Raw genomic sequence first — 18,179 nt, forward strand, 5'->3', positions numbered from 1 at the left:
TTTTGCCTTGTAGCCACGTGCTAGAATCGAGCGCCGGTTCGTCGAACACGTATTCAGTCAGCAAACGGAGGAAACATGGGCCAGGGCATTGCGAACGTACTGCTGGTGGCGCTGGGCGGGGCGATAGGAGGAATGGGCAGATTTGCCATGTCCAATGTGGTGGCGCGCTGGCTGGGCAAGGCGTTTCCCTGGGGTACGCTGGTGGTCAATGCCACGGGGGCCTTGGCAGCGGGATGGCTGCTGGGTAGCCAGGGCGTGCCAGGCACCCCAGATGCCTTATGGCTGTTTACCGTCGCGGGGTTGCTGGGTGGCTATACCACGGTGTCTTCTTTTAGCTTGCAGACCCTTGAACTATGGCAAGGCGGTCAAGCAGGGCGCGCCGCTTTCAATATAAGCGCCACGCTGTTGCTTGGCATCAGCATGGCAGCGCTGGGCTGGCTACTGGCAGGGGGCCATGCATGAACAGCTTGAAAACCTATCTGGCCGTAGGCTTGGGTAGCGGGTTGGGCAGCGTGCTGCGCTACGGCGTTTCTCTTGCCTCCCAGGCTGTGCTCGGCAGCCACTTTCCCTGGGGTACGCTTATCGTGAACGTGCTGGGCTCAGGCCTGATTGGCTGGATAGCGGCTACGGCGCTGCGCGCCCCCCGCGGCCAACTTGCCCACTGGCATCCGTTTCTGGTCGCTGGCTTTTGCGGTGGTTTTACGACGTTTTCCGTGTTCAGCCTGGAATCACTGTATTTCATTACGCTTGGTCAAGCGTGGCTGGGGCTTTTATACGTATTGGTGAGCCTGCCACTGTGGTTGCTGGCGGCCATGGCGGGCGAACGTCTGGCATCACGTCGCGGCTTCACTGCAGAGTAATGCCATGCGTGCGCAGCTAGAAAAGCATCAGGGCTGGCTATACCTGGCGTGCATCGGCCTGGGGCTTGTGACGGGTATTCACCTACCCGCCCTGGCACAGGCGTTTGAACAGCTGCTGTGGCCGCTTCTGGGCCTGCTGCTCTACGCAACCTTTACTCAGATCCCGCTGCCTAGTGTTGCTCGCAGCGTTACCGATGGGCGCTTCATCGTGGCGCTGCTGGTGGGTAACTTTATCGCCATTCCGGCTTTTTTAGCGCTTTGCGTACTCTGGCTCCCGCTTTCCCCAGCGGTATTGGCCGGGGTATTGCTGGTGCTTCTGGTGCCCTGCACCGACTGGTTTATCAGTTTTACCCATCTGGGAAAGGGCAATACACCTCAGGCCGTTGCCGCCGCCCCGCTTCTGCTGCTGATACAAATAATCGCCCTGCCTGCTTATCTATGGCTTTTCCTGGGCGCCGAGTGGTTTCAATGGGCGCTTTCCGCATCGTTACTGAGCGCCTTTGCGGGCCTTATCCTGCTGCCCCTGGCACTGGCCTGGCTGACCGAGCATGCGGGCAGCCGACACGTTTGCATCAAGAGTGCCACCCACCATCTGGGCCTGCTGCCCGTACCGCTGCTTGCCCTGGTGGTATTGATCATCGCCGCTTCTCAGGTCAGCAGTCTGAGCGGACTTTATCCAGTGATGGCGCAGGTGATGCCTATCTTCATCGGCTTTCTGCTGTTTGCCGGCTGGCTCGGCCGCACCCTTGGCAGGCTGTTCAGGCTCCCCACCGCCAGCGCCCGGACGCTGGCCTTCAGCTTTGGCACGCGCAACTCGTTTGTCATGCTGCCCGTTGCCCTGGCCCTGCCGGAAGCCTTGCAGATAGCCGTGGTGGTGATTGTCTTTCAGTCGCTGGTCGAGCTTTTCGGCATGATCGTTTTCCTGCGCTGGGTACCCGGTACGCTGCTACCCAAGCGCCCTTGAACGCAAAAGCCGCCCCGCTATGGCTAGCGGGGCGGCGGCTAAACGGGCAGCTCTGTTCACCGGACTGATGGCTGATCAGCGCAATATCAGTACCGGTATTTGACTACCGCGCAGCATGGCCGTGGTGGTGCTTCCAATCAACAGATGACGAATACGCGAGTGGCCATAGGCCCCCATCACCAGCAAATCGATATCCTGCTCTGCGGTATAAATCTGCAGCACTTCATCTACCTTGCCAGCGCGAATGCTGCCTTCTACCCGATGACCGGCATTACGCAGGGCACCCAACGCCCAGCCAAGCTCCAGATGATGCTCGGCGTTATCGACGCCAACGACCAGCACGTGGCACTCGATGCCGGTAAACAGCGGTGAACGAGCCAGCATTTCCACTCCCTTGCGGGTGGTTTTGCTACCATCGAACGCGATCAGTATCTTTTCGGGCCGCTTGAAGACTGGCGGCACCATGAGAATGGGCCGATGCATTTCGCGCACGACACGCTCAAGGTTCGCGCCCAGATGATCACTGGCCTGATGGGCCGTTTCGCCGCGCTTGCCCATTATCAGCAAGCGCACGTCTTCTTCAAGCTCGACCAGCGTTTCGACCAGCGTGCCATTCAACTGACGCGTATCGCAGATGCTAACACCCTTTTCTGAAGCCCGCGTCTGGGCAGCTTCCAGCATCAGCCGGCCCTGCTCCCGGTTCACCTTGGCGCGCTGTTCATCCAGCGTCGAAAGCTCTTCCAGCAGGTGCTCTCGGGCGCCAAAATGCAGATTACCCGAAAGGTTCTGCTCGGCTGGGGCTGGCGAATGGTTATCCACCACGTGCACGAAGGTCAGCGGCACGTCCAATGCCAGGCTTGCCCAGGCGGCATAATCACAGACGCCTTCTGAAAACCGGGAGCCGTCAATCGCGGCTACGACGTATTGGTTAACAACGCGCTCAGTCATGCTGCTCTCCTTTTGCGTTAGTGGCCGCCCATCAGTTTCTCGACCGCCTGGGGATCGTCATGTATTGCGTAACGGTCGACCACCGTAGCGCTGGCTTCGCTCAATCCCACAAGCTCCACCTCGGTGCCTTCACGGCGGAACTTGATCACCACGCGATCAAGAGACTGTACGGCCGTCACATCCCAGAAATGCGCCCTGGAAAGGTCGATTGTGACCTTATCAAGGCTCTCCTTGAAATCAAACGCCGCCATAAAGCGCTGCGAAGAGGCGAAAAACACCTGCCCTACCACCTGATATTCGCGCTCTTTACCCGCCTTAACGTCAGTAGAGCTGATAACCATGATGTTGCCAACTTTATTGGCAAAGAACAGCGCCGCCAGCAGCACGCCGACAAATACGCCAATCGCCAGGTTATGCGTACCCACCGTGACGGCAACGGTGGCCAGCATGACGATATTGGTACTCAGCGGATGCTTTTTCAGATCCCGGATCGATTCCCAGCTGAAGGTGCCGATCGATACCATGATCATCACCGCCACCAGTGCCGCCATGGGGATCTGGGATACCCAGTCGGATAAAAACACCACCATCAGCAGGAGCACCACACCGGCGATCAGCGTAGAAAGACGCGTGCGCCCGCCGGATTTGATGTTGATCACCGACTGGCCGATCATCGCACAGCCCGCCATGCCGCCCATCAGGCCCGCGCCGATGTTGGCAACGCCCTGCCCCTTGCACTCACGGTTCTTGTCGCTGGGGGTGTCGGTCAGATCGTCGACGATGGTCGCGGTCATCATGGATTCCAGCAGGCCCACCACGCACAGCATCAGCGCGTACGGCAGAACGATCAGCAGCGTATCGATATTCAGCGGTACATCGGGCCACAGAAATACCGGCAGCGTGTCGGGAAGCTCACCCATATCGCCCACGGTGCGAATATCCATGCCGCTTGCCATGTACACGATGGTCAGCACCACGATGCACACCAGCGGCGACGGCAAGGATTTGCCGATAATGGGCAGGTACGGAAACAGGTAGATAATCCCCAGGCCCGCCGCAGTCATGGCGTACACGTGCCAGGTAACGTCGGTCAGTTCCGGCAGCTGGGCCATGAAGATAAGAATCGCCAAGGCGTTGACGAAGCCCGTCACTACCGAGCGCGACACGAAGCGCATCAGCTCGGCAAGGCGCAGATACCCGGCAATGATCTGGAACACGCCGGTCAAGAGCGTGGCGGCCAGCAGGTACTCAAGGCCGTGCTCACGCACCAGCGTCACCATCAGAAGCGCCATGGCGCCGGTGGCGGCGGAAATCATGCCCGGGCGGCCGCCGGTAAAGGCGATGATCACTGCGATACAGAACGAGGCGTAAAGCCCCACTTTGGGGTCCACCCCGGCGATGATCGAGAACGCGATTGCCTCGGGAATCAGCGCCAGCGCCACGACCAGGCCTGAAAGCGTGTCGCCTTTGATATTGGAAAACCACTCATGCTTGCTGAAAAGTGCCATTCAGGGAGTCCATGGTTAAGATGTGAACACGACGCGCCAACGCCGCCGCATAAGGGCAGAGGTCACGCCGTAGAGTCAGGTTGTATGTTTCAAGCGACAGATTGAAGACGCCAGTAGCGTCCATAACCAAACAACGGCCACAAGTGACCAGATAACGGCCGCAGGGGGCCGATACGCCGTAGCAGCGCGTAAGCGCCGTGACGTTTCAGGGGGGAGTGTTGCCTAGGGTGGAGTCATCAACCCAGCAGTCAGTCGTACAGGAGTAACCTGTGTGCGTTTCATTGCGTGTATGCCTTGCCGTGAAAACCTATGTCATGGTCGGCCGCTTGAGGGGTGCAGACCAACAGGGCGCGGAGTTTATCAGCAATTGGCAGGGCCTGCACCCGCTAGACGTATGGACCCACGCGATGGGATGACCTTGCGCTTCGCCATGCCTTACCATAGGCAGCTAGCAACAAGACGCCACCGCTACGCCTGGTCGCCACTCAAGCGATCAACATCAAACCTGAGGAGCAGTACATGAGCCAGTCAATTGCAGTGATCAAGGGCGACGGTATCGGGCCGGAAATCATGGACGCCACCCTGCGCGTGCTTGAAGCGCTCAAATGCGGGCTCGAGTATGAGTTTGTCGATGCTGGCCTGGTCGCGCTGGAAAACCACGGCACCCTGATCCCCCAGGCATCGCTTGATGCCATCGAGAAGCACGGTGTTGCCTTGAAAGGCCCGCTCACCACACCTATCGGCAAGGGGTTCTCCTCCATCAACGTGCAGCTGCGCCGTCACTTTGATCTTTACGCCAACGTGCGCCCGGCGATCAGCTTTCCCGGTACCCGCTCGCGCTTTGAAGATATCGACATGATCACGGTGCGTGAAAACACCGAGGGCGCGTACCTTTCCGATGGCCAGGAGATGATCGACGACGGCAATACCGGCATTTCGGTGATCAAGGTGACCCGAAAAGGCTCCGAGCGCATCGTGCGCTACGCCTTTGAACTGGCAAAAAGCAGTGGCCGCAGGAAGGTCACGGCGGTACACAAGGCCAATATCATCAAGACAAGCTCCGGGCTGTTTCTGGACGTGGCCCGCGAGATTGCCCGCGAGTACCCCGAAATCGAGTTCCAGGAGATGATCGTCGATAATGCCTGTATGCAGCTGGTCATGAATCCGCATCAGTTTGACGTGGTGGTCACCACCAACCTGTTTGGCGATATTCTTTCTGATCTGTGTGCTGGCCTGGTGGGCGGGCTGGGCCTGGCGCCTGGTGCCAATATCGGCGAAAAGGCCGCGATCTTTGAAGCGGTACACGGTTCCGCGCCAGACATTGCCGGCAAGAAGCTCGCCAACCCCTGCGCCCTGCTGCTGGCCGCGGCGCAGATGCTCGACCACCTGGGAATGGCGGAAAAAGCTGAAGCGATTCGCCGCGGTATCCGGGCGGTACTGGAAACCCGGCGCGACATGGTCACACCCGACATGGGCGGCAGCGGCACCACCGATACATTTGCCCAGGCCCTGGTGGAGTACGTTCAGGCCTAACCAGCCAATATTGCCCTATCCATCACGCGCCCTTCCTCTGCAGGGGCGCAACTTGCTCTTTATCATAAGCATCAGACACTCTTGTACAGACCTGACACGCAAACGCTTTCTTGACCGGCCTTGCCAGCGCCATCGGGAGGGGGGGTTATAAACGCCCTTCGCTTACCACGCTCATAAATTTTGCCCTATCCTCGTGCCAATTTTGTTGGCGCTTATGAAGTTACCAATGGCTTCAATGGGGCCCAACGGCAGATATTTTCCATCAAGTCGCACTATTTTTAGCACTAACGCCAAGATTACTTTTCTCAATCATTCGTATTAAGAAAAAAGCAGTGCATATGTGACGGACACGGACTACTCTTCTTGTATAAAATTGTACTAACCCTGTACAGAGAGCACGCCCCCTATGCTACGCTTCCGTCGAAACTCATCCATGAAAACTGCCTTGAGTCAGCACACGGCTTATATCACTTTTACTCCGACAGGCCATATTAAAAAGGCAAGCCCGCTTTTTCTGACCACGATGGGCTATACACTCGAGGAAATAGCGGGCAAGCACCATCGCATGTTCTGTAGTCATACCGAAACCCAGGCCCTTGAGTATCAAGCTTTCTGGAAATCACTTGCCGAAGGTGAAAGCCGACGCGGAACGTTCAGGCGCTTCAATGCTCAGGGCGATGAGGTATGGCTGGAAGCTACCTATTTGCCCACACTTGACCGACGCGGTCGGGTCAAGGAGATCGTCAAGATCGCCAATGACATCACCGAAGCGCATATTGAAGCCGAGCGCAAGAATGCCGTTCTTCAGGCGTTGAATGGCTCCATGGCGGTTATCGAGTTTACCCCCGATGGCCATGTACTGGGGGTCAATGCCAACTTCGAGCGTGCCATGGGTTATACCAGTGAAGCACTGATTGGCTCTCACCATAAACGTTTTTGCACTCCAGAATTCTATCGAGCGCATCCACACTTCTGGCAGGAGCTTGCACAGGGTAAATCCAAGCAGGGCAAGTTCGAGCGCCTGAATGCTCAGGGTAGAAGCGTCTGGCTGGAGGCCACCTACAATCCCATTTTTGATGCCCAGGGCCAGGTGTTCAAGGTGGTCAAGTTTGCGACAGATATTACCGCCTCGGTAGAAGAGTCCGAGGCCGCCAAGGCTGCCGTCTACTCGGCTCAGAGCACCTCCACTCAGACTGAACAGATCGCGCGCAATGGCCTGACACACCTTCAGCGAGTGATGGAAGACGCCAAGCAGGCGGCCCAAACCCTCGCTGAGGCGCAAAAACTGGTAGGCGCGTTAACCCAGCAGGCGCAGAGCATCAACAGCATCACCACCTCCATTGCCCGTATTGCCAACCAGACCAACCTGCTGTCACTCAATGCCGCCGTGGAAGCCGCCCGCGCTGGTGAACAGGGCCGGGGCTTTGCCGTCGTGGCCAATGAGGTACGTCAGCTGGCCAAGGGTTCCAGCGCAGCGGTCGATGAAATTACCCGAGTACTGAAAGAGAATACGGCGCTGGTGATGCAGACCACGGAAGCCATGCAGCAGGTGGTCGAGCAGGGAAAATCGAGTCAGGAGAGCGTTGGCGAGATCGAAATGATCGTTAACGAAATTCTGACGGGCGCGCGCAATGTGTCCACCTCCATCGACCAGCTCGCTCTGGAATCCCCAGAGCTTTAAGCCAGCGGTGAAATCAAAAAGGCCCGGGGATGAATCATCCCCGGGCCTTTGCCTAGCGTTATCCGCTTTCAGGAGCGCTATTATCTCATTTCAGCGACGTTTTACGCAGATAAGGCAACACCGCATCAAACTCGCCAAACTTCTGCTTGGCATCTTCATCTGAAACGCTGGGCGGAATGATAACGTCCTGCCCTACGGTCCAGTCGGCAGGAGTGGCAATACCATGCTTGGCCGTTGCCTGCAGCGCGTCGAGAGCCCGCAGAATCTCGGCAAAGTTACGCCCTACCGTCATCGGGTAGGTCATGGAGAGCTTGAGCTTCTTGTCAGGCCCGATGATGAACACGGAACGCACGGTGGCACTATCGGCAGGTGTACGACCATCCGGCAGATAGGCATCTTCGGGCAGCATATCGAACAGCTTTGAAACGTTCAGGCCTTCATCGGCAATGATAGGAAAGCCGACTTCGCTGCCGCTATAGGTTTCGATATCCCCGGCCCAGCGCTTGTGATCTTCCACGCCATCCACCGATACACCAATAACCTTGGTGCCACGCTTTTCCCACTCGGCGCTCAGCCTGGCCACGGCACCAAATTCGGTGGTGCACACCGGCGTAAAGTCTTTCGGATGAGAGAACAAGATGGCCCAGTTGTCGCCAATCCACTCGTGAAACTGAATCGGGCCCTGGCTGGTCTGGGCTTCAAAATCCGGAACAACGGCATTGATACGTAGTGACATGTTGCCTCCTCGCGGGTGATTATTTTTAATACCTTAAACCACCATTAAGTAATTCGCTATAGACCATTTGGCACTAAGACAGCCGATAACGCGCTATCGTTCATTCGCCCATAAAGCCGGTCATCTCATCTACGCTGTAGGCTGCGCCCCCTTGCCCTTTATACGCGTTAGCCAGCGCTGCTTGGCGTAATGGCGCAAATTGGCCACGCTGTCGGTTTCATCGACAATATCCTGGCCCAGTATGGTTTCGATAATGTCTTCAAGGGTAATCAGGCCAACAAATGTGCCGTGCTCGTCGTATACCACTCGCATGTGCAGATGATCCTTCAGCATGGAAGTGAAGACCTGTTCGACGTTATTGCCAACGTCCACGCTACTGATCGGGTGCATCAGCTCACGCATCGTTTTGGCGTCATCAGCGTGGTACATATCAGACTTGTGCACATAGCCAAACGCCTGTTCCCCGTTATCCATTACCGGAAAGCGGGTGAAGGGCGCCTTGCCGTACTGTTTATCAAAGTCGGCAACCGTCATGTTGGGCGGTACAGTGACACACACCGTGCGCGGCGTCATTGCCTTGCTGACAAGGATATCGTGCAAGTTGAGCATGTTGATGATCGTGCGCGACTCGTCGGCATCCAGCACTTTCTCCTCCAGCCCTACCCGCGCCAGCACCTTGATTTCATCGCGTAGATCAACATCATGTTCTGAGGTTCCAAGGCGGCGGGTAATCTGCTCGGAAAGCCAGATAAACGGCAGCAGTCCGACGATCATCGGCTTCAGCAGGCGCGGCAGAAACGGCGCCAGCCCACGCCAGTAGGTGGCTCCGATGGTCTTGGGGATGATTTCCGAAAGTACCAGAATGAGCATTGTCATGACGGCTGAGACGATGGCAATAGAGCTTTCACCGAATACTACGGCCGCTTGTGCACCTACCGCCGTGGCCCCCACGGTATGGGCAATCGTGTTAAGCGTCAGGATAGCGGCCAGCGGGCGGTCGATACTGTTCTTAAGCTGGCTGAGCGATGCGTGCAGTTTGGGCTTTTCCTCTTTGAGCCTGGCGATATAGCTTGGCGTAATCGAGAGTAGTGCCGCTTCAAGGATGGAGCATAGAAAGGAGAGCGCGATTGAAAGAGTAGCAATCGTGATGAGAAGGAACATGGGTGCCTGAGGTAAGGGATGATAAAGCTTTTATAGGAGCAATGCGTGCGCCTGTCAAAGAGTTTTTTGAAGGCAACATCAGGGTAGTCCCAGAGGATGTACGCTTCAGAATAAGCGCGGCTGTCTTTGAAATATTTTATATGTTATAACATTTCAAAAAAGAGTTGTGATCACTGATTGTTTGCCCACCGATGAGGTCATCCCATGGCTACCAACGCCTCCTCTGCCGCTAATTTATGGCCTGCACACGCCGCGCAGGATAAAGACATCAGCGTGCTGCCGCGTATTTTTGAAGACGCGATCAACGTTGCCATCATGCAGCGCCGCTTGCCGGCAGATATCCAGCTAAGTGCGGCGGCGCAGTGTCAGTCAGAGCGCCCTTGGCAGTTTTCCTGGTTAGGGCCCGCCGATGTCACGCTGATCGATGAGCTCTACCGCCGCGCCCCTCAACCAGAAGCCGCCACCGCGCTGATCGACGATGTGCTGCTGATCTCCCAGGCAGTTGCCTACCTGTTCGATACCCAGAACGTCGGCATTCGACTTAGAGTACTGAATGAGGCCATGTGCCCACGCTTTCACTGCGATAATCTCGCCGTACGTCTGGTGACCACGTATCTTGGCCCCGGCAGCCAGTGGCTACCCGACACGGCCGTTAACCGTGACGGTCTGGGCGCTCCTCGCCCCGGCCAGCCGGATATTGTGCGTGACCCAAGCGCTATTCAAACGCTGCAAGCAGGCGATGTGGCTCTTATCAAGGGCAGCGGCTGGGAAGGCAGTGAGAATAGCGCGCTGGTTCATCGCAGTCCTACGCTTACCCAAGGTGAAAAACGCCTACTGCTGACTATCGACCCTGCCTGAACGTAAAACGCCTCCCATTAGGGAGGCGTTTTTACTTGCGCTGGCAACTATCAATCAAGCAAACACTTCGGTCCATTCGCTGCGCTTGGCGAGCAGGTCGCGGGCGAGCTTCTGGGCACCTTCCAGGCTGTGGCTGGCGGCCCAGCCGCACTGCATTTCATTGCAGGCGGGTACTTCGGTGGCTTCCAGCACGTCGTTGAGCGTCTGCTCGATGATGCTCAGCACATCGTCGTAATCGTCGTGGTTGATCAGTGCGACATAGAAGCCGGTCTGGCAGCCCATCGGGCTGATATCGACCACTTTGTCGGTGTGGTTGCGCGAAAGCTCGGCCATCAGATGCTCGAGGGAGTGCAGTGCGGGCATCTCCATGTGCTCTTTATTCGGCTGGCAGATACGCAGGTCGTACTTGTGAATCTTGTCGCCATTCTGGCCCTGCTTGATATCCGCCAGGCGCACGTAGGGGGCCTTGACCTTGGTATGGTCCAGGTTAAAGCTTTCGACGTTCATCTTTTTTTCGGTCATGTCTGCTCCACGGTGTTCGATTACGTTAGCCCATTCTACACGTCTGACTTATACCCTGGGGGCATCAAAGTTCCAGGGTTCGTCGGTGTAGACACACACGTTGGCGTCTTCGATATCCCCATCCGGGGATTCAACGTGCTGGGCGAAGAAGTCCTGAATTTCCTTGCGCTGGCAGTGGGCCTCGAACTCTTCACGGCTTGCCCAGATTTCATGAAAGACGATCGGGTAGCTGGTGCCGCGGGCGAAGGGATTATCGATCTGGCGCGTGACCGTGTAGTGAATGCAGGCATCTTCACGGTGCGTGTTGGGCTCAAGTGACTGAAGCGCCTTGAATACCGCTTCTTCCTTGCCGGGCTTAGGTTTGAAGCTGGCTACACAGTAAATCTTCTCTGACATGATCGCGTCCTGATTCGTTAAACGTGCGTCATTATGCGGCTTCTGCTGACAGGTGAACACCCTAGCGAATGATACGCTCGGCCAGGGCTTCCAGATCGGACACCGTCATGTCCGGCTCCACGCCCCAAGGGTCAAAAGGAGCATCCGAGCTTCGCCGTATCCAGGCGCTATGCAGCCCCGCATGCGCGGCTCCAATGACATCAAAGGGGTTGCTCGACACCAGCCAGGTCTGCTCCGGGCGTGTTTCCAGGCGGCTGCGCAGATAGGCGTAGACCGCCGGGTCGGGCTTGAAGCGCTTGATATCGTCAACGCTTACGACGTCATCCATACGGTCTTTGATGCCGGCGCGCGCAAGCAGTTGCGCCACGGCGTCCCCGGTGCCGTTGGAGAACGCCACGCAGCGCACACCGGCGTCATGCAACTGATCCAGCGCAGGCACTACATCGTCAAACGCAGGCAATTCAGCGTATACCGCCATCAGATGATCGCGGTCGTTTTCGGAAAGCCCAGTCTGCAAGGCGCGGTCGGTAAACGCCAGCGCTTCGCGGGTGCATTCGGCAAACGGCACGTAAGCGCCCATCAGGCCATGCCGAAAGCTGTACTCAAGCTGCTTGTCTCGCCACCGCTTGGCAAAATCCACCGCCTTGCTGGCATCGCTCAGGCGGCGTTCTAGCTCTAGTGTGACGCCCTGGGTATCAATCAACGTGCCGTAAACATCAAAAGCCAGTACCGGTTGCATAATCTCCCCCGCGTGTAGGGCAAATGGTTAGCTTTACCAGCATAGCTGCCTGCCTGGAAAACAGAAACGCCGCTGCGTGAGCAGCGGCGTGAAGTAGCACCAGCGCATAGTTACTACACGGATTAGTTTCTACACGGTATTAGTTACTACACCGTATTAGTTACTACACGGTAAAGGCGGCTTCCTGTCGACCGGTCTTGAGGTCCCCCGAGCGGGTCAGCTCATCGGTGACGCGGTCGATGGCGCGCTTGGCACGGCCGATCATGTCATCAACTTCACCGCGGTTGATGGTCAAGGGCGGCGCGAAGCCGAGAATATCGCCCTGGGGCATGGCACGGGCAATCAGGTTCTCCTCCATCGCCGCGGCGGCGACCCGCGGGCCGACTTTCAAGGCCGGGTCGAAGTGCAGGCGCTGCCTGGCATCCGGCGAGAACTCAAGCGCTGCCATCAGGCCGACGCCGCGCACGTCACCCAGCAGCGGATGGCCCTCGAAATGGGCTTTCAACTGGTTTTGGAAGTAGGCACCGGTTTCAGCGGCGTTGCCCACCAAGTTCTCGCGCTCGATGATATCCAGGTTGGCGATACCGGCAGCGCAGCCCAGCGCATGGCCCGAGTAGGTCCAGCCGTGGCCGATGGGGCCGAATTCGCCGGTGCCGTCTTCGAGCACTTTCCACACCTTGTCGCCGACGATCACCCCGGAGAGCGGCTGGTAGGCGCTGGTCAGTCCCTTGGCGATGGTGACCAGATCAGGCTTCATGTTGTAGTGGTGGCTGCCGAAGTCGGAGCCGGTACGGCCAAAGCCGCACACCACTTCATCGGCGATCAACAGCACATCGTATTTTTCGAGCACCGCCTGAATGGCGTCCCAGTAGCCTTCCGGGGGCGGTACGATACCGCCGGTGCCCAGCACCGGCTCGCCGATGAACGCCGCCACGGTGTCCGGTCCTTCTTCGAGAATCATGGCTTCGAGCTTCTCGGCGCAGAAGGAGGAGAACTCGAGCTCGGTCATGCCGTGCTGCTCAGCGGCGCGCAGATAGTAGTGCGGCGCCTCGGTATGGCGAATGGTGTCGATGGGCAGGTCGAAATGATCGTGGAAGGCCTTCAGGCCGGTCAGCGAGCCTGAGGCAATGCCCGAGCCGTGGTAGCCGCGCATCCGCGAGATGACCTTTTTCTTCTGCGGGCGGCCCAGGACGTTGTTGTAGTAGCGCACGATCTTGAGCTGGGTTTCATTGGCGTCGGAGCCCGACATGCCATAGTAGACCTTGGACATGTTCATGCCGGCGATTTTCAGGACGCGCTCGGAAAGCTCGATCTGCGGCTCGTTGGAGTGGCCTACGTAGGTGTGGTAGTAGGAGAGCTCCAGCGCCTGCTTGTAGATCGCCTCGGCGACTTCGGTGCGACCGTAGCCGATGTTGACGCAGTAAAGCCCGGCGAAGCCGTCGATGAACTCGCGCCCATCCTTGTCCACGATGTTGATGCCCTTGCCGCCGGTAATCACGCGGCCCGGCGCGTCGCCGTGGGCAAAATCACGCAGGTGGGTAGAGGCGTGGAACGTCACCTTGCGGTCGCGTTCGATCAGGTCCTGATGCTGGCTCATGGCGTTCTCTCTGTACGATAAACCTCCCCGATCAGCGGGGCGGCATTTGAAATATTGCGGGCTTCACGGCGGGTCAGGCACACGCGAACACGCTGTAAACCCATCCCTGGGCGCTCGGCTTTTTCATCCCTGAAAAAGACGGTTCGCTTAGTGCCTGACCAGCCTCTACCGTGATTTTATCCGCACTAGCTTCCCGACACCGAACCCAGCGCGCCGAGACAGTAGTACTTGGTTTCGAGATACTCGTCGATGCCGGTGGCGCCGCCTTCGCGTCCAAGGCCGGACTGCTTCACGCCGCCAAAGGGTACCGGCGGGCCGGTCATCTTCACCGAGTTGACGCTGACCATACCGTACTCGAGGGCACGCATCAGCTTCCAGATACGGCGAATATCGTGGGTGTAGAGGTAGGCGGCCAGGCCGTACTCGGTGTCGTTGGCAAGCGCGATCACTTCCTCGTCGCTGCCGTAAGCGGTGATGCCGGCCACCGGGGCAAAGTTCTCCTCGCGCCAGACCTTCATCTGCGGTGTCACGCCGGTCAGCAGTACCGGCATGAAGAAGTTCTCGCCCGGCGCCTGGCGCTGGTCGCCCAGTATCTGAGTCGCCCCACGGGAAATCGCATCATCGACGATCGCTGCGGCCTTCTCTACCGCCTGGCGATGAATCAAGGGGCCGAGATCGACCTCACCCTTGAGCCCGTTACCCACGGTGAGCGCGGCCATGCGCTCGGTAAACGCGGTAACGAAAGCGTCGTGAATGGATTCGTGCACCAGAATGCGGTTGGCTGCGAGACAGTCCTGGCCGGCGGTCTGAAACTTGGCGTCCACCGCAGCGTAAGCTGCCTCCTCGGGGTCCATGTCCGGGCCGACGATAAACGGCGCGTTGCCCCCAAGCTCCAGGGAAAGACGCTTGACGGTACTGGCGCTCTGCTCCATGAGCAGACGCCCCACGCGGGTGGAACCGGTAAACGAGAGCGCCCGAATGCGCGGCTCGCTGCACAGGATCTTCGATACCTCGGCAGGCTCGCCCAGCACCACATTGAAGATACCCGCCGGAATGCCCGCGCGCTCGGCAAGCTCTGCAAGCGCCAGCGCCGAAAACGGCGTCTCGTTGGCAGGCTTGACGATCACCGGGCAGCCAGCGGCCAGCGCAGCAGCGGCCTTGCGGGTAATCATCGCCAGCGGGAAGTTCCAGGGGGTGATCATTGCCGCGATCCCCACCGGCTCCTTGAGGGTGCCCAGCGACGCATTGGGGATATGGCTCGGAATCGTCTCGCCGTAGGTGCGCTTGCCCTCTTCGGCAAACCAGCGCACGAAGCTTGCGCCGTACTCCACCTCGCCGCGGGCATCGGGCAGCGGCTTGCCCTGCTCCAGGGTCATGATAGTGGCGAGGTCTTCACGGTTGGCCTGAATCAGGTCATACCAGGCCAGCAGGCGCTCGCAGCGCTCGTCGGCCCGCAGGGCGCGCCACTGCACGAAAGCGATTTCTGCAGCATCTACCGTGGCGGTAATCTGGTTGCCCTCCAGCAGCGGTATATGGCCGATGACAGCATTGGTAGCCGGGTCGACGACGGCCTCTTCACGCCCAGCATCGCCGTGAGTCCACTTGCCGTTGATATAGGCGTACTGGCGAAACAGCCGAGGGTCGTTGAGCCGCTTTGTCAGGGCAGTCGATAGTTGGGTTGATAGCATCGTCATGAAAATCTCCGTTGGCTAACGCCACTGGGCGGCTGCAAGCCCGCATCACTATATTGCAAGCAGTGCCGACTACCGTTTTCTTGATGTGTCTAGGCTACGGCAGAGTCGTCATGAAGTGTTTTTGAATAGCGTACTCGTACAGGCAACTTTTTTGGCAAACAGCACTGAAAGTGACCTTTTTTTTGGCAAGCCAGCGATCATCTTGACCAAGCCTGTCAACGCAAACCTCTTACGCCCAATACCAATAAAACTTTAATACTCACTCTACCGCCAATATCGGGTAAGCTTATTTGCGTGTGGCTAACCTCCCTGCCCATCCTCAACCTCATTAAAATTAGCCATGATCAGCGCAGAGGCAGCGCCGTGCATCGACTCTCTTATTACTACCAGCAGCTTTCACAGCCCGCCGATGAGACGAGCTCGGTACGCGACCAGTACGACCGCGACCGCCACGATGAGCGGTTACACTCACTCAAGCGCGTTTGCGGGTGGCTGGCGCTGTTCTATTTCACGTACACGCTGGTCGATATCTATTTGATTCCTGATGTTTCCATGCGCTCTTTTGCGCTGCGTTTTGGCCTGGTTGGACCGTCGACTCTGCTGCTGTTCGCCTATTTCAAACGTCCGGTTTCGATCCGTCGCAAGGAACTGGCCGCCGTATGTCAGGGGTGCCTCGGCGCGCTGGTGTGGTGCATGATCCTCATTTCCACCCAGACCCCCGATGTGCTGAACTACTACTACGCTGGTCTGGTTTTTATTCTGGTACTGACTATTGTGGCCACTCCCCCTTTCGAGCAGAGTTTATACGGCACCCTGTTGGTGTTTGCCGCGCTCTATACCACTATCTGGTTTTTACCTGGCGCGACGATGCATTACGTCCTTTTACATTTGTCAGTAGGAATACCCGTTACACTGTTATCGCTCATGGCCAACTATCGATTTTCCGCTGAATCGCTGCGTCTATATCTAGAAAAGCTCAGCGTTGATCAGCTGCGCCGGGAGTTGGCTCAGCGTAATCGTGAGCTGGAAAAGCTCTCTTTGATAGACCCCCTTACTGGCCTGGCAAACCGCCGCGCCCTGACAAACAGGATCAGCCAGTTAACCGACCAGGCTGGCGCGCCGAGTGAAATGGCCGTGGTCATTATCGATGTGGATCACTTCAAGGCATTTAATGACTTTTACGGTCATAGCGAGGGCGATAACTGCCTGTGTGCCGTCGCGGGCGCCATCCGCACGGCCTGTGGTACCAACGACCTGATATGCCGCTACGGCGGTGAAGAGTTCTTGGTACTTCACATCACGCCATTCTCCCCTGCCGCTAATGCTCGGGCGCTTGCGGAGAGTATCCGCGGGCGCATTGACTGTCTGGCCATGCCCCACCAACCCACCCAGAAGGGCCACGTTACCGTGAGCGTGGGCGTGTGCAGCGGCCTCCTAAGCGATGCAAGCCAGCTCAATACGTTAATCGAACACGCCGACGAGGCGCTTTATCAGGCAAAACGCAAGGGCAGAAACCGCGTCGAAGAAAGCGCTTACAGCATTTTAATGACAACACAAAATCTACGTGCAGCTACCTGTAAAGAGTAGTTAACAACTTGCTGTGAAATCAGCACATGCTAGGGCATTTTATGCATACGCTATTTATGAGCAGGGATCGGTTACCCATCATTCGTTACGGACAGCCTATAGTCGCCAATTGATAACGAATGATTGACACGTTTATAGCGTCTTTTTCTTTATACTCTAATCCGCTTGTTTTATTATTCTGACTAGTCGATTTACCATAGCCAACGATATCAATTCATATCAAGTTACCCAACTTAAAGCGGGCAGCATACTAAACCCTTTGGGTTAATTGCTGTCATTGTCAGGGAACGCCCAACGTGATTAAGGATAAATTAATGAGTGCTTCACAATTCGATCAAATGATTCAAGAGTCGCAAGAGAAAGTTAAAGTGTCTAAAGCGAAGGTGTCTGCAGTAACCGCACAGATGGAATCAGCCAGAGACAAGATGGCCGCTGGCGAAGACGCTGATCTCGACATCGAAAACGCCACGCTGGACGACGTACAAAATCACGCCGACTCGATGAATGCCAATATCGCCGAGCTGATCATGGGGCTTGACGATACAACGGCGGGATTTTCCCAAGACTTTGACCAAATGCGCAGCAAGAGCGGTTGGGAAAATTTCGTCGGCTTCTTTAGCAAGGGAAAGTCCGAGTCCATGCGCCAGGAGCGTATTCGCACGGCCAATATCGACGATAAGCTCCAGGACCTGATCTCCAAGTCGGATATTATCGTTAATCTGTTGCAAGACCAGTTGGAAACGCTTGAAGAGCAGCGCGAAAAAGTTCAGCAAAACTTGAGTAGCACGCTGGATGAGCGTGAAGCGACCGTTCAGGAGCTAGAGAGCGTGCGCGCAGAAATTCTGGCGCTCGATCCCAAAATCCTTGAGCTTGAAAACAAGATCGCCGTGGAGCAGGACGCTGGTGCGCGAACCCAGCTGGAAAACGCACTAGCCAGCCTAAACGAACAGTACAACGCGCTCGTCCAGCAGGAGCAGGTCAAGATTGCCAAGTCTCAGACGCTTGAGCGCTACGTTGAAAAAGGCAAGACCTGGGTCGACAGTCTGCAGAACCAGGCAGCGACCCAGATGGTACTGATCAACAAGCTGCAGACCGACACTCAGCAGCGCGTTGTGCTCTATGACGCACTGACCAAATCGCTCAAAACCGCCCAACAGCAGGAGGTCGCCCACCGTATCAACGAGATCGGTGTCGAAACGGACAAAGAGGCGCAAACCGCCATGGCCGGAATTGGCTCAGCCACCAACAAGCGTATGGCCGACATGATGGAATCCCACGAAGATAACATGGTCTTTGCGCGCGAAGTCATCGAGAAAAAAGCCAAGGCGGACGATCGCTTTGCCCGGCGCTTCTCGGCCATCGTCGAAAAACACGACAAAAACCTTTACGGATAAC

General features: G+C 57.2%; 17 protein-coding genes. 8 read left to right on the plus strand and 9 right to left on the minus strand.

What is annotated here, in order from left to right; all coding sequences use genetic code 11:
• Nucleotides 1-75 precede the first annotated feature (75 nt).
• Genes B0H98_RS03380 through B0H98_RS03390 form a run of 3 tightly spaced genes read left to right on the plus strand, consistent with a single transcriptional unit; the run spans nt 76 to nt 1,824 of the window.
• Nucleotides 76-462 carry a fluoride efflux transporter FluC gene (locus tag B0H98_RS03380; protein WP_106373638.1) on the plus strand — a complete coding sequence of 129 codons (387 nt, stop codon included), beginning with the start codon at nt 76-78 and terminating at the stop codon, nt 460-462.
• Complete coding sequence (locus tag B0H98_RS03385) at nt 459-860, plus strand: fluoride efflux transporter FluC (protein WP_106373639.1); 402 nt, start codon at nt 459-461, stop codon at nt 858-860. The genes B0H98_RS03380 and B0H98_RS03385 overlap by 4 nt, the downstream gene beginning before the upstream one ends.
• 4 nt (nt 861-864) lie before the next feature.
• Entirely contained in the window at nt 865-1,824 is a 960-nt protein-coding gene (locus B0H98_RS03390; RefSeq protein WP_106373640.1) for a bile acid:sodium symporter, read from the plus strand.
• Nucleotides 1,825-1,899: 75 nt separating this feature from the next.
• Here B0H98_RS03390 and B0H98_RS03395 read toward each other — a convergent pair whose 3' ends face one another.
• Nucleotides 1,900-2,772: a universal stress protein gene (locus B0H98_RS03395; protein ID WP_106373641.1), complete on the minus strand. Its 873-nt coding sequence runs from the start codon at nt 2,770-2,772 to the stop codon at nt 1,900-1,902.
• Nucleotides 2,773-2,789: 17 nt separating this feature from the next.
• Nucleotides 2,790-4,280 (minus strand): SulP family inorganic anion transporter, encoded by a 1,491-nt coding sequence (locus B0H98_RS03400; RefSeq protein WP_106373642.1) that lies wholly within the window; start codon nt 4,278-4,280, stop codon nt 2,790-2,792.
• Nucleotides 4,281-4,799: 519 nt separating this feature from the next.
• Here B0H98_RS03400 and B0H98_RS03405 point away from each other — a divergent pair.
• Together B0H98_RS03405 and B0H98_RS03410 are read left to right on the plus strand one after the other, a co-directional pair.
• On the plus strand, nt 4,800-5,813 hold the full coding sequence (locus B0H98_RS03405) for an isocitrate dehydrogenase (RefSeq protein WP_106373643.1): 1,014 nt from the start codon (nt 4,800-4,802) through the stop codon (nt 5,811-5,813).
• Between the two features lie 433 nt (nt 5,814-6,246).
• Entirely contained in the window at nt 6,247-7,494 is a 1,248-nt protein-coding gene (locus tag B0H98_RS03410) for a methyl-accepting chemotaxis protein (RefSeq protein ID WP_422822137.1), read from the plus strand.
• 85 nt (nt 7,495-7,579) lie between these two features.
• Here the strand turns inward: B0H98_RS03410 and B0H98_RS03415 are convergent, their stop codons facing one another.
• Both B0H98_RS03415 and B0H98_RS03420 read right to left on the minus strand, forming a co-directional pair.
• Nucleotides 7,580-8,230 carry a peroxiredoxin gene (locus tag B0H98_RS03415; RefSeq protein WP_106373645.1) on the minus strand — a complete coding sequence of 217 codons (651 nt, stop codon included), beginning with the start codon at nt 8,228-8,230 and terminating at the stop codon, nt 7,580-7,582.
• 129 nt (nt 8,231-8,359) lie between these two features.
• Entirely contained in the window at nt 8,360-9,391 is a 1,032-nt protein-coding gene (locus B0H98_RS03420; protein ID WP_106373646.1) for a CNNM domain-containing protein, read from the minus strand.
• Nucleotides 9,392-9,595: 204 nt separating this feature from the next.
• On the opposite strand from B0H98_RS03420, the gene B0H98_RS03425 reads away from it, so the two are divergent.
• Nucleotides 9,596-10,249 carry a DUF1826 domain-containing protein gene (locus B0H98_RS03425; protein ID WP_106373647.1) on the plus strand — a complete coding sequence of 218 codons (654 nt, stop codon included), beginning with the start codon at nt 9,596-9,598 and terminating at the stop codon, nt 10,247-10,249.
• Nucleotides 10,250-10,303: 54 nt separating this feature from the next.
• Here B0H98_RS03425 and B0H98_RS03430 read toward each other — a convergent pair whose 3' ends face one another.
• The 5 genes from B0H98_RS03430 to B0H98_RS03450 form a co-directional block, all read right to left on the minus strand.
• On the minus strand, nt 10,304-10,771 hold the full coding sequence (locus B0H98_RS03430; protein ID WP_106373648.1) for an S-ribosylhomocysteine lyase: 468 nt from the start codon (nt 10,769-10,771) through the stop codon (nt 10,304-10,306).
• A gap of 48 nt (nt 10,772-10,819) precedes the next feature.
• Nucleotides 10,820-11,167 (minus strand): putative quinol monooxygenase, encoded by a 348-nt coding sequence (locus B0H98_RS03435; protein ID WP_106373649.1) that lies wholly within the window; start codon nt 11,165-11,167, stop codon nt 10,820-10,822.
• A 61-nt stretch (nt 11,168-11,228) separates the two neighbouring features.
• A complete protein-coding gene (locus B0H98_RS03440) occupies nt 11,229-11,906 on the minus strand; it encodes a haloacid dehalogenase type II (RefSeq protein ID WP_106373650.1) in 678 nt (225 codons plus the stop codon).
• Between the two features lie 163 nt (nt 11,907-12,069).
• The gene (locus B0H98_RS03445) at nt 12,070-13,503 is read right to left on the minus strand and encodes an aminotransferase (protein WP_106373651.1); all 1,434 of its coding nucleotides are present in this window, start codon (nt 13,501-13,503) and stop codon (nt 12,070-12,072) included.
• A gap of 185 nt (nt 13,504-13,688) precedes the next feature.
• Complete coding sequence (locus B0H98_RS03450) at nt 13,689-15,191, minus strand: NAD-dependent succinate-semialdehyde dehydrogenase (protein WP_106373880.1); 1,503 nt, start codon at nt 15,189-15,191, stop codon at nt 13,689-13,691.
• 369 nt (nt 15,192-15,560) lie between these two features.
• On the opposite strand from B0H98_RS03450, the gene B0H98_RS03455 reads away from it, so the two are divergent.
• Entirely contained in the window at nt 15,561-16,784 is a 1,224-nt protein-coding gene (locus tag B0H98_RS03455; RefSeq protein WP_106373652.1) for a GGDEF domain-containing protein, read from the plus strand.
• 314 nt (nt 16,785-17,098) lie between these two features.
• The gene (locus B0H98_RS03460) at nt 17,099-18,178 is read left to right on the plus strand and encodes a coiled-coil domain-containing protein (RefSeq protein WP_106373653.1); all 1,080 of its coding nucleotides are present in this window, start codon (nt 17,099-17,101) and stop codon (nt 18,176-18,178) included.
• Nucleotide 18,179 lies beyond the last annotated feature (1 nt).

The organism is Vreelandella songnenensis, assembly GCF_003002925.1.
Lineage (GTDB): Bacteria > Pseudomonadota > Gammaproteobacteria > Pseudomonadales > Halomonadaceae > Vreelandella > Vreelandella songnenensis.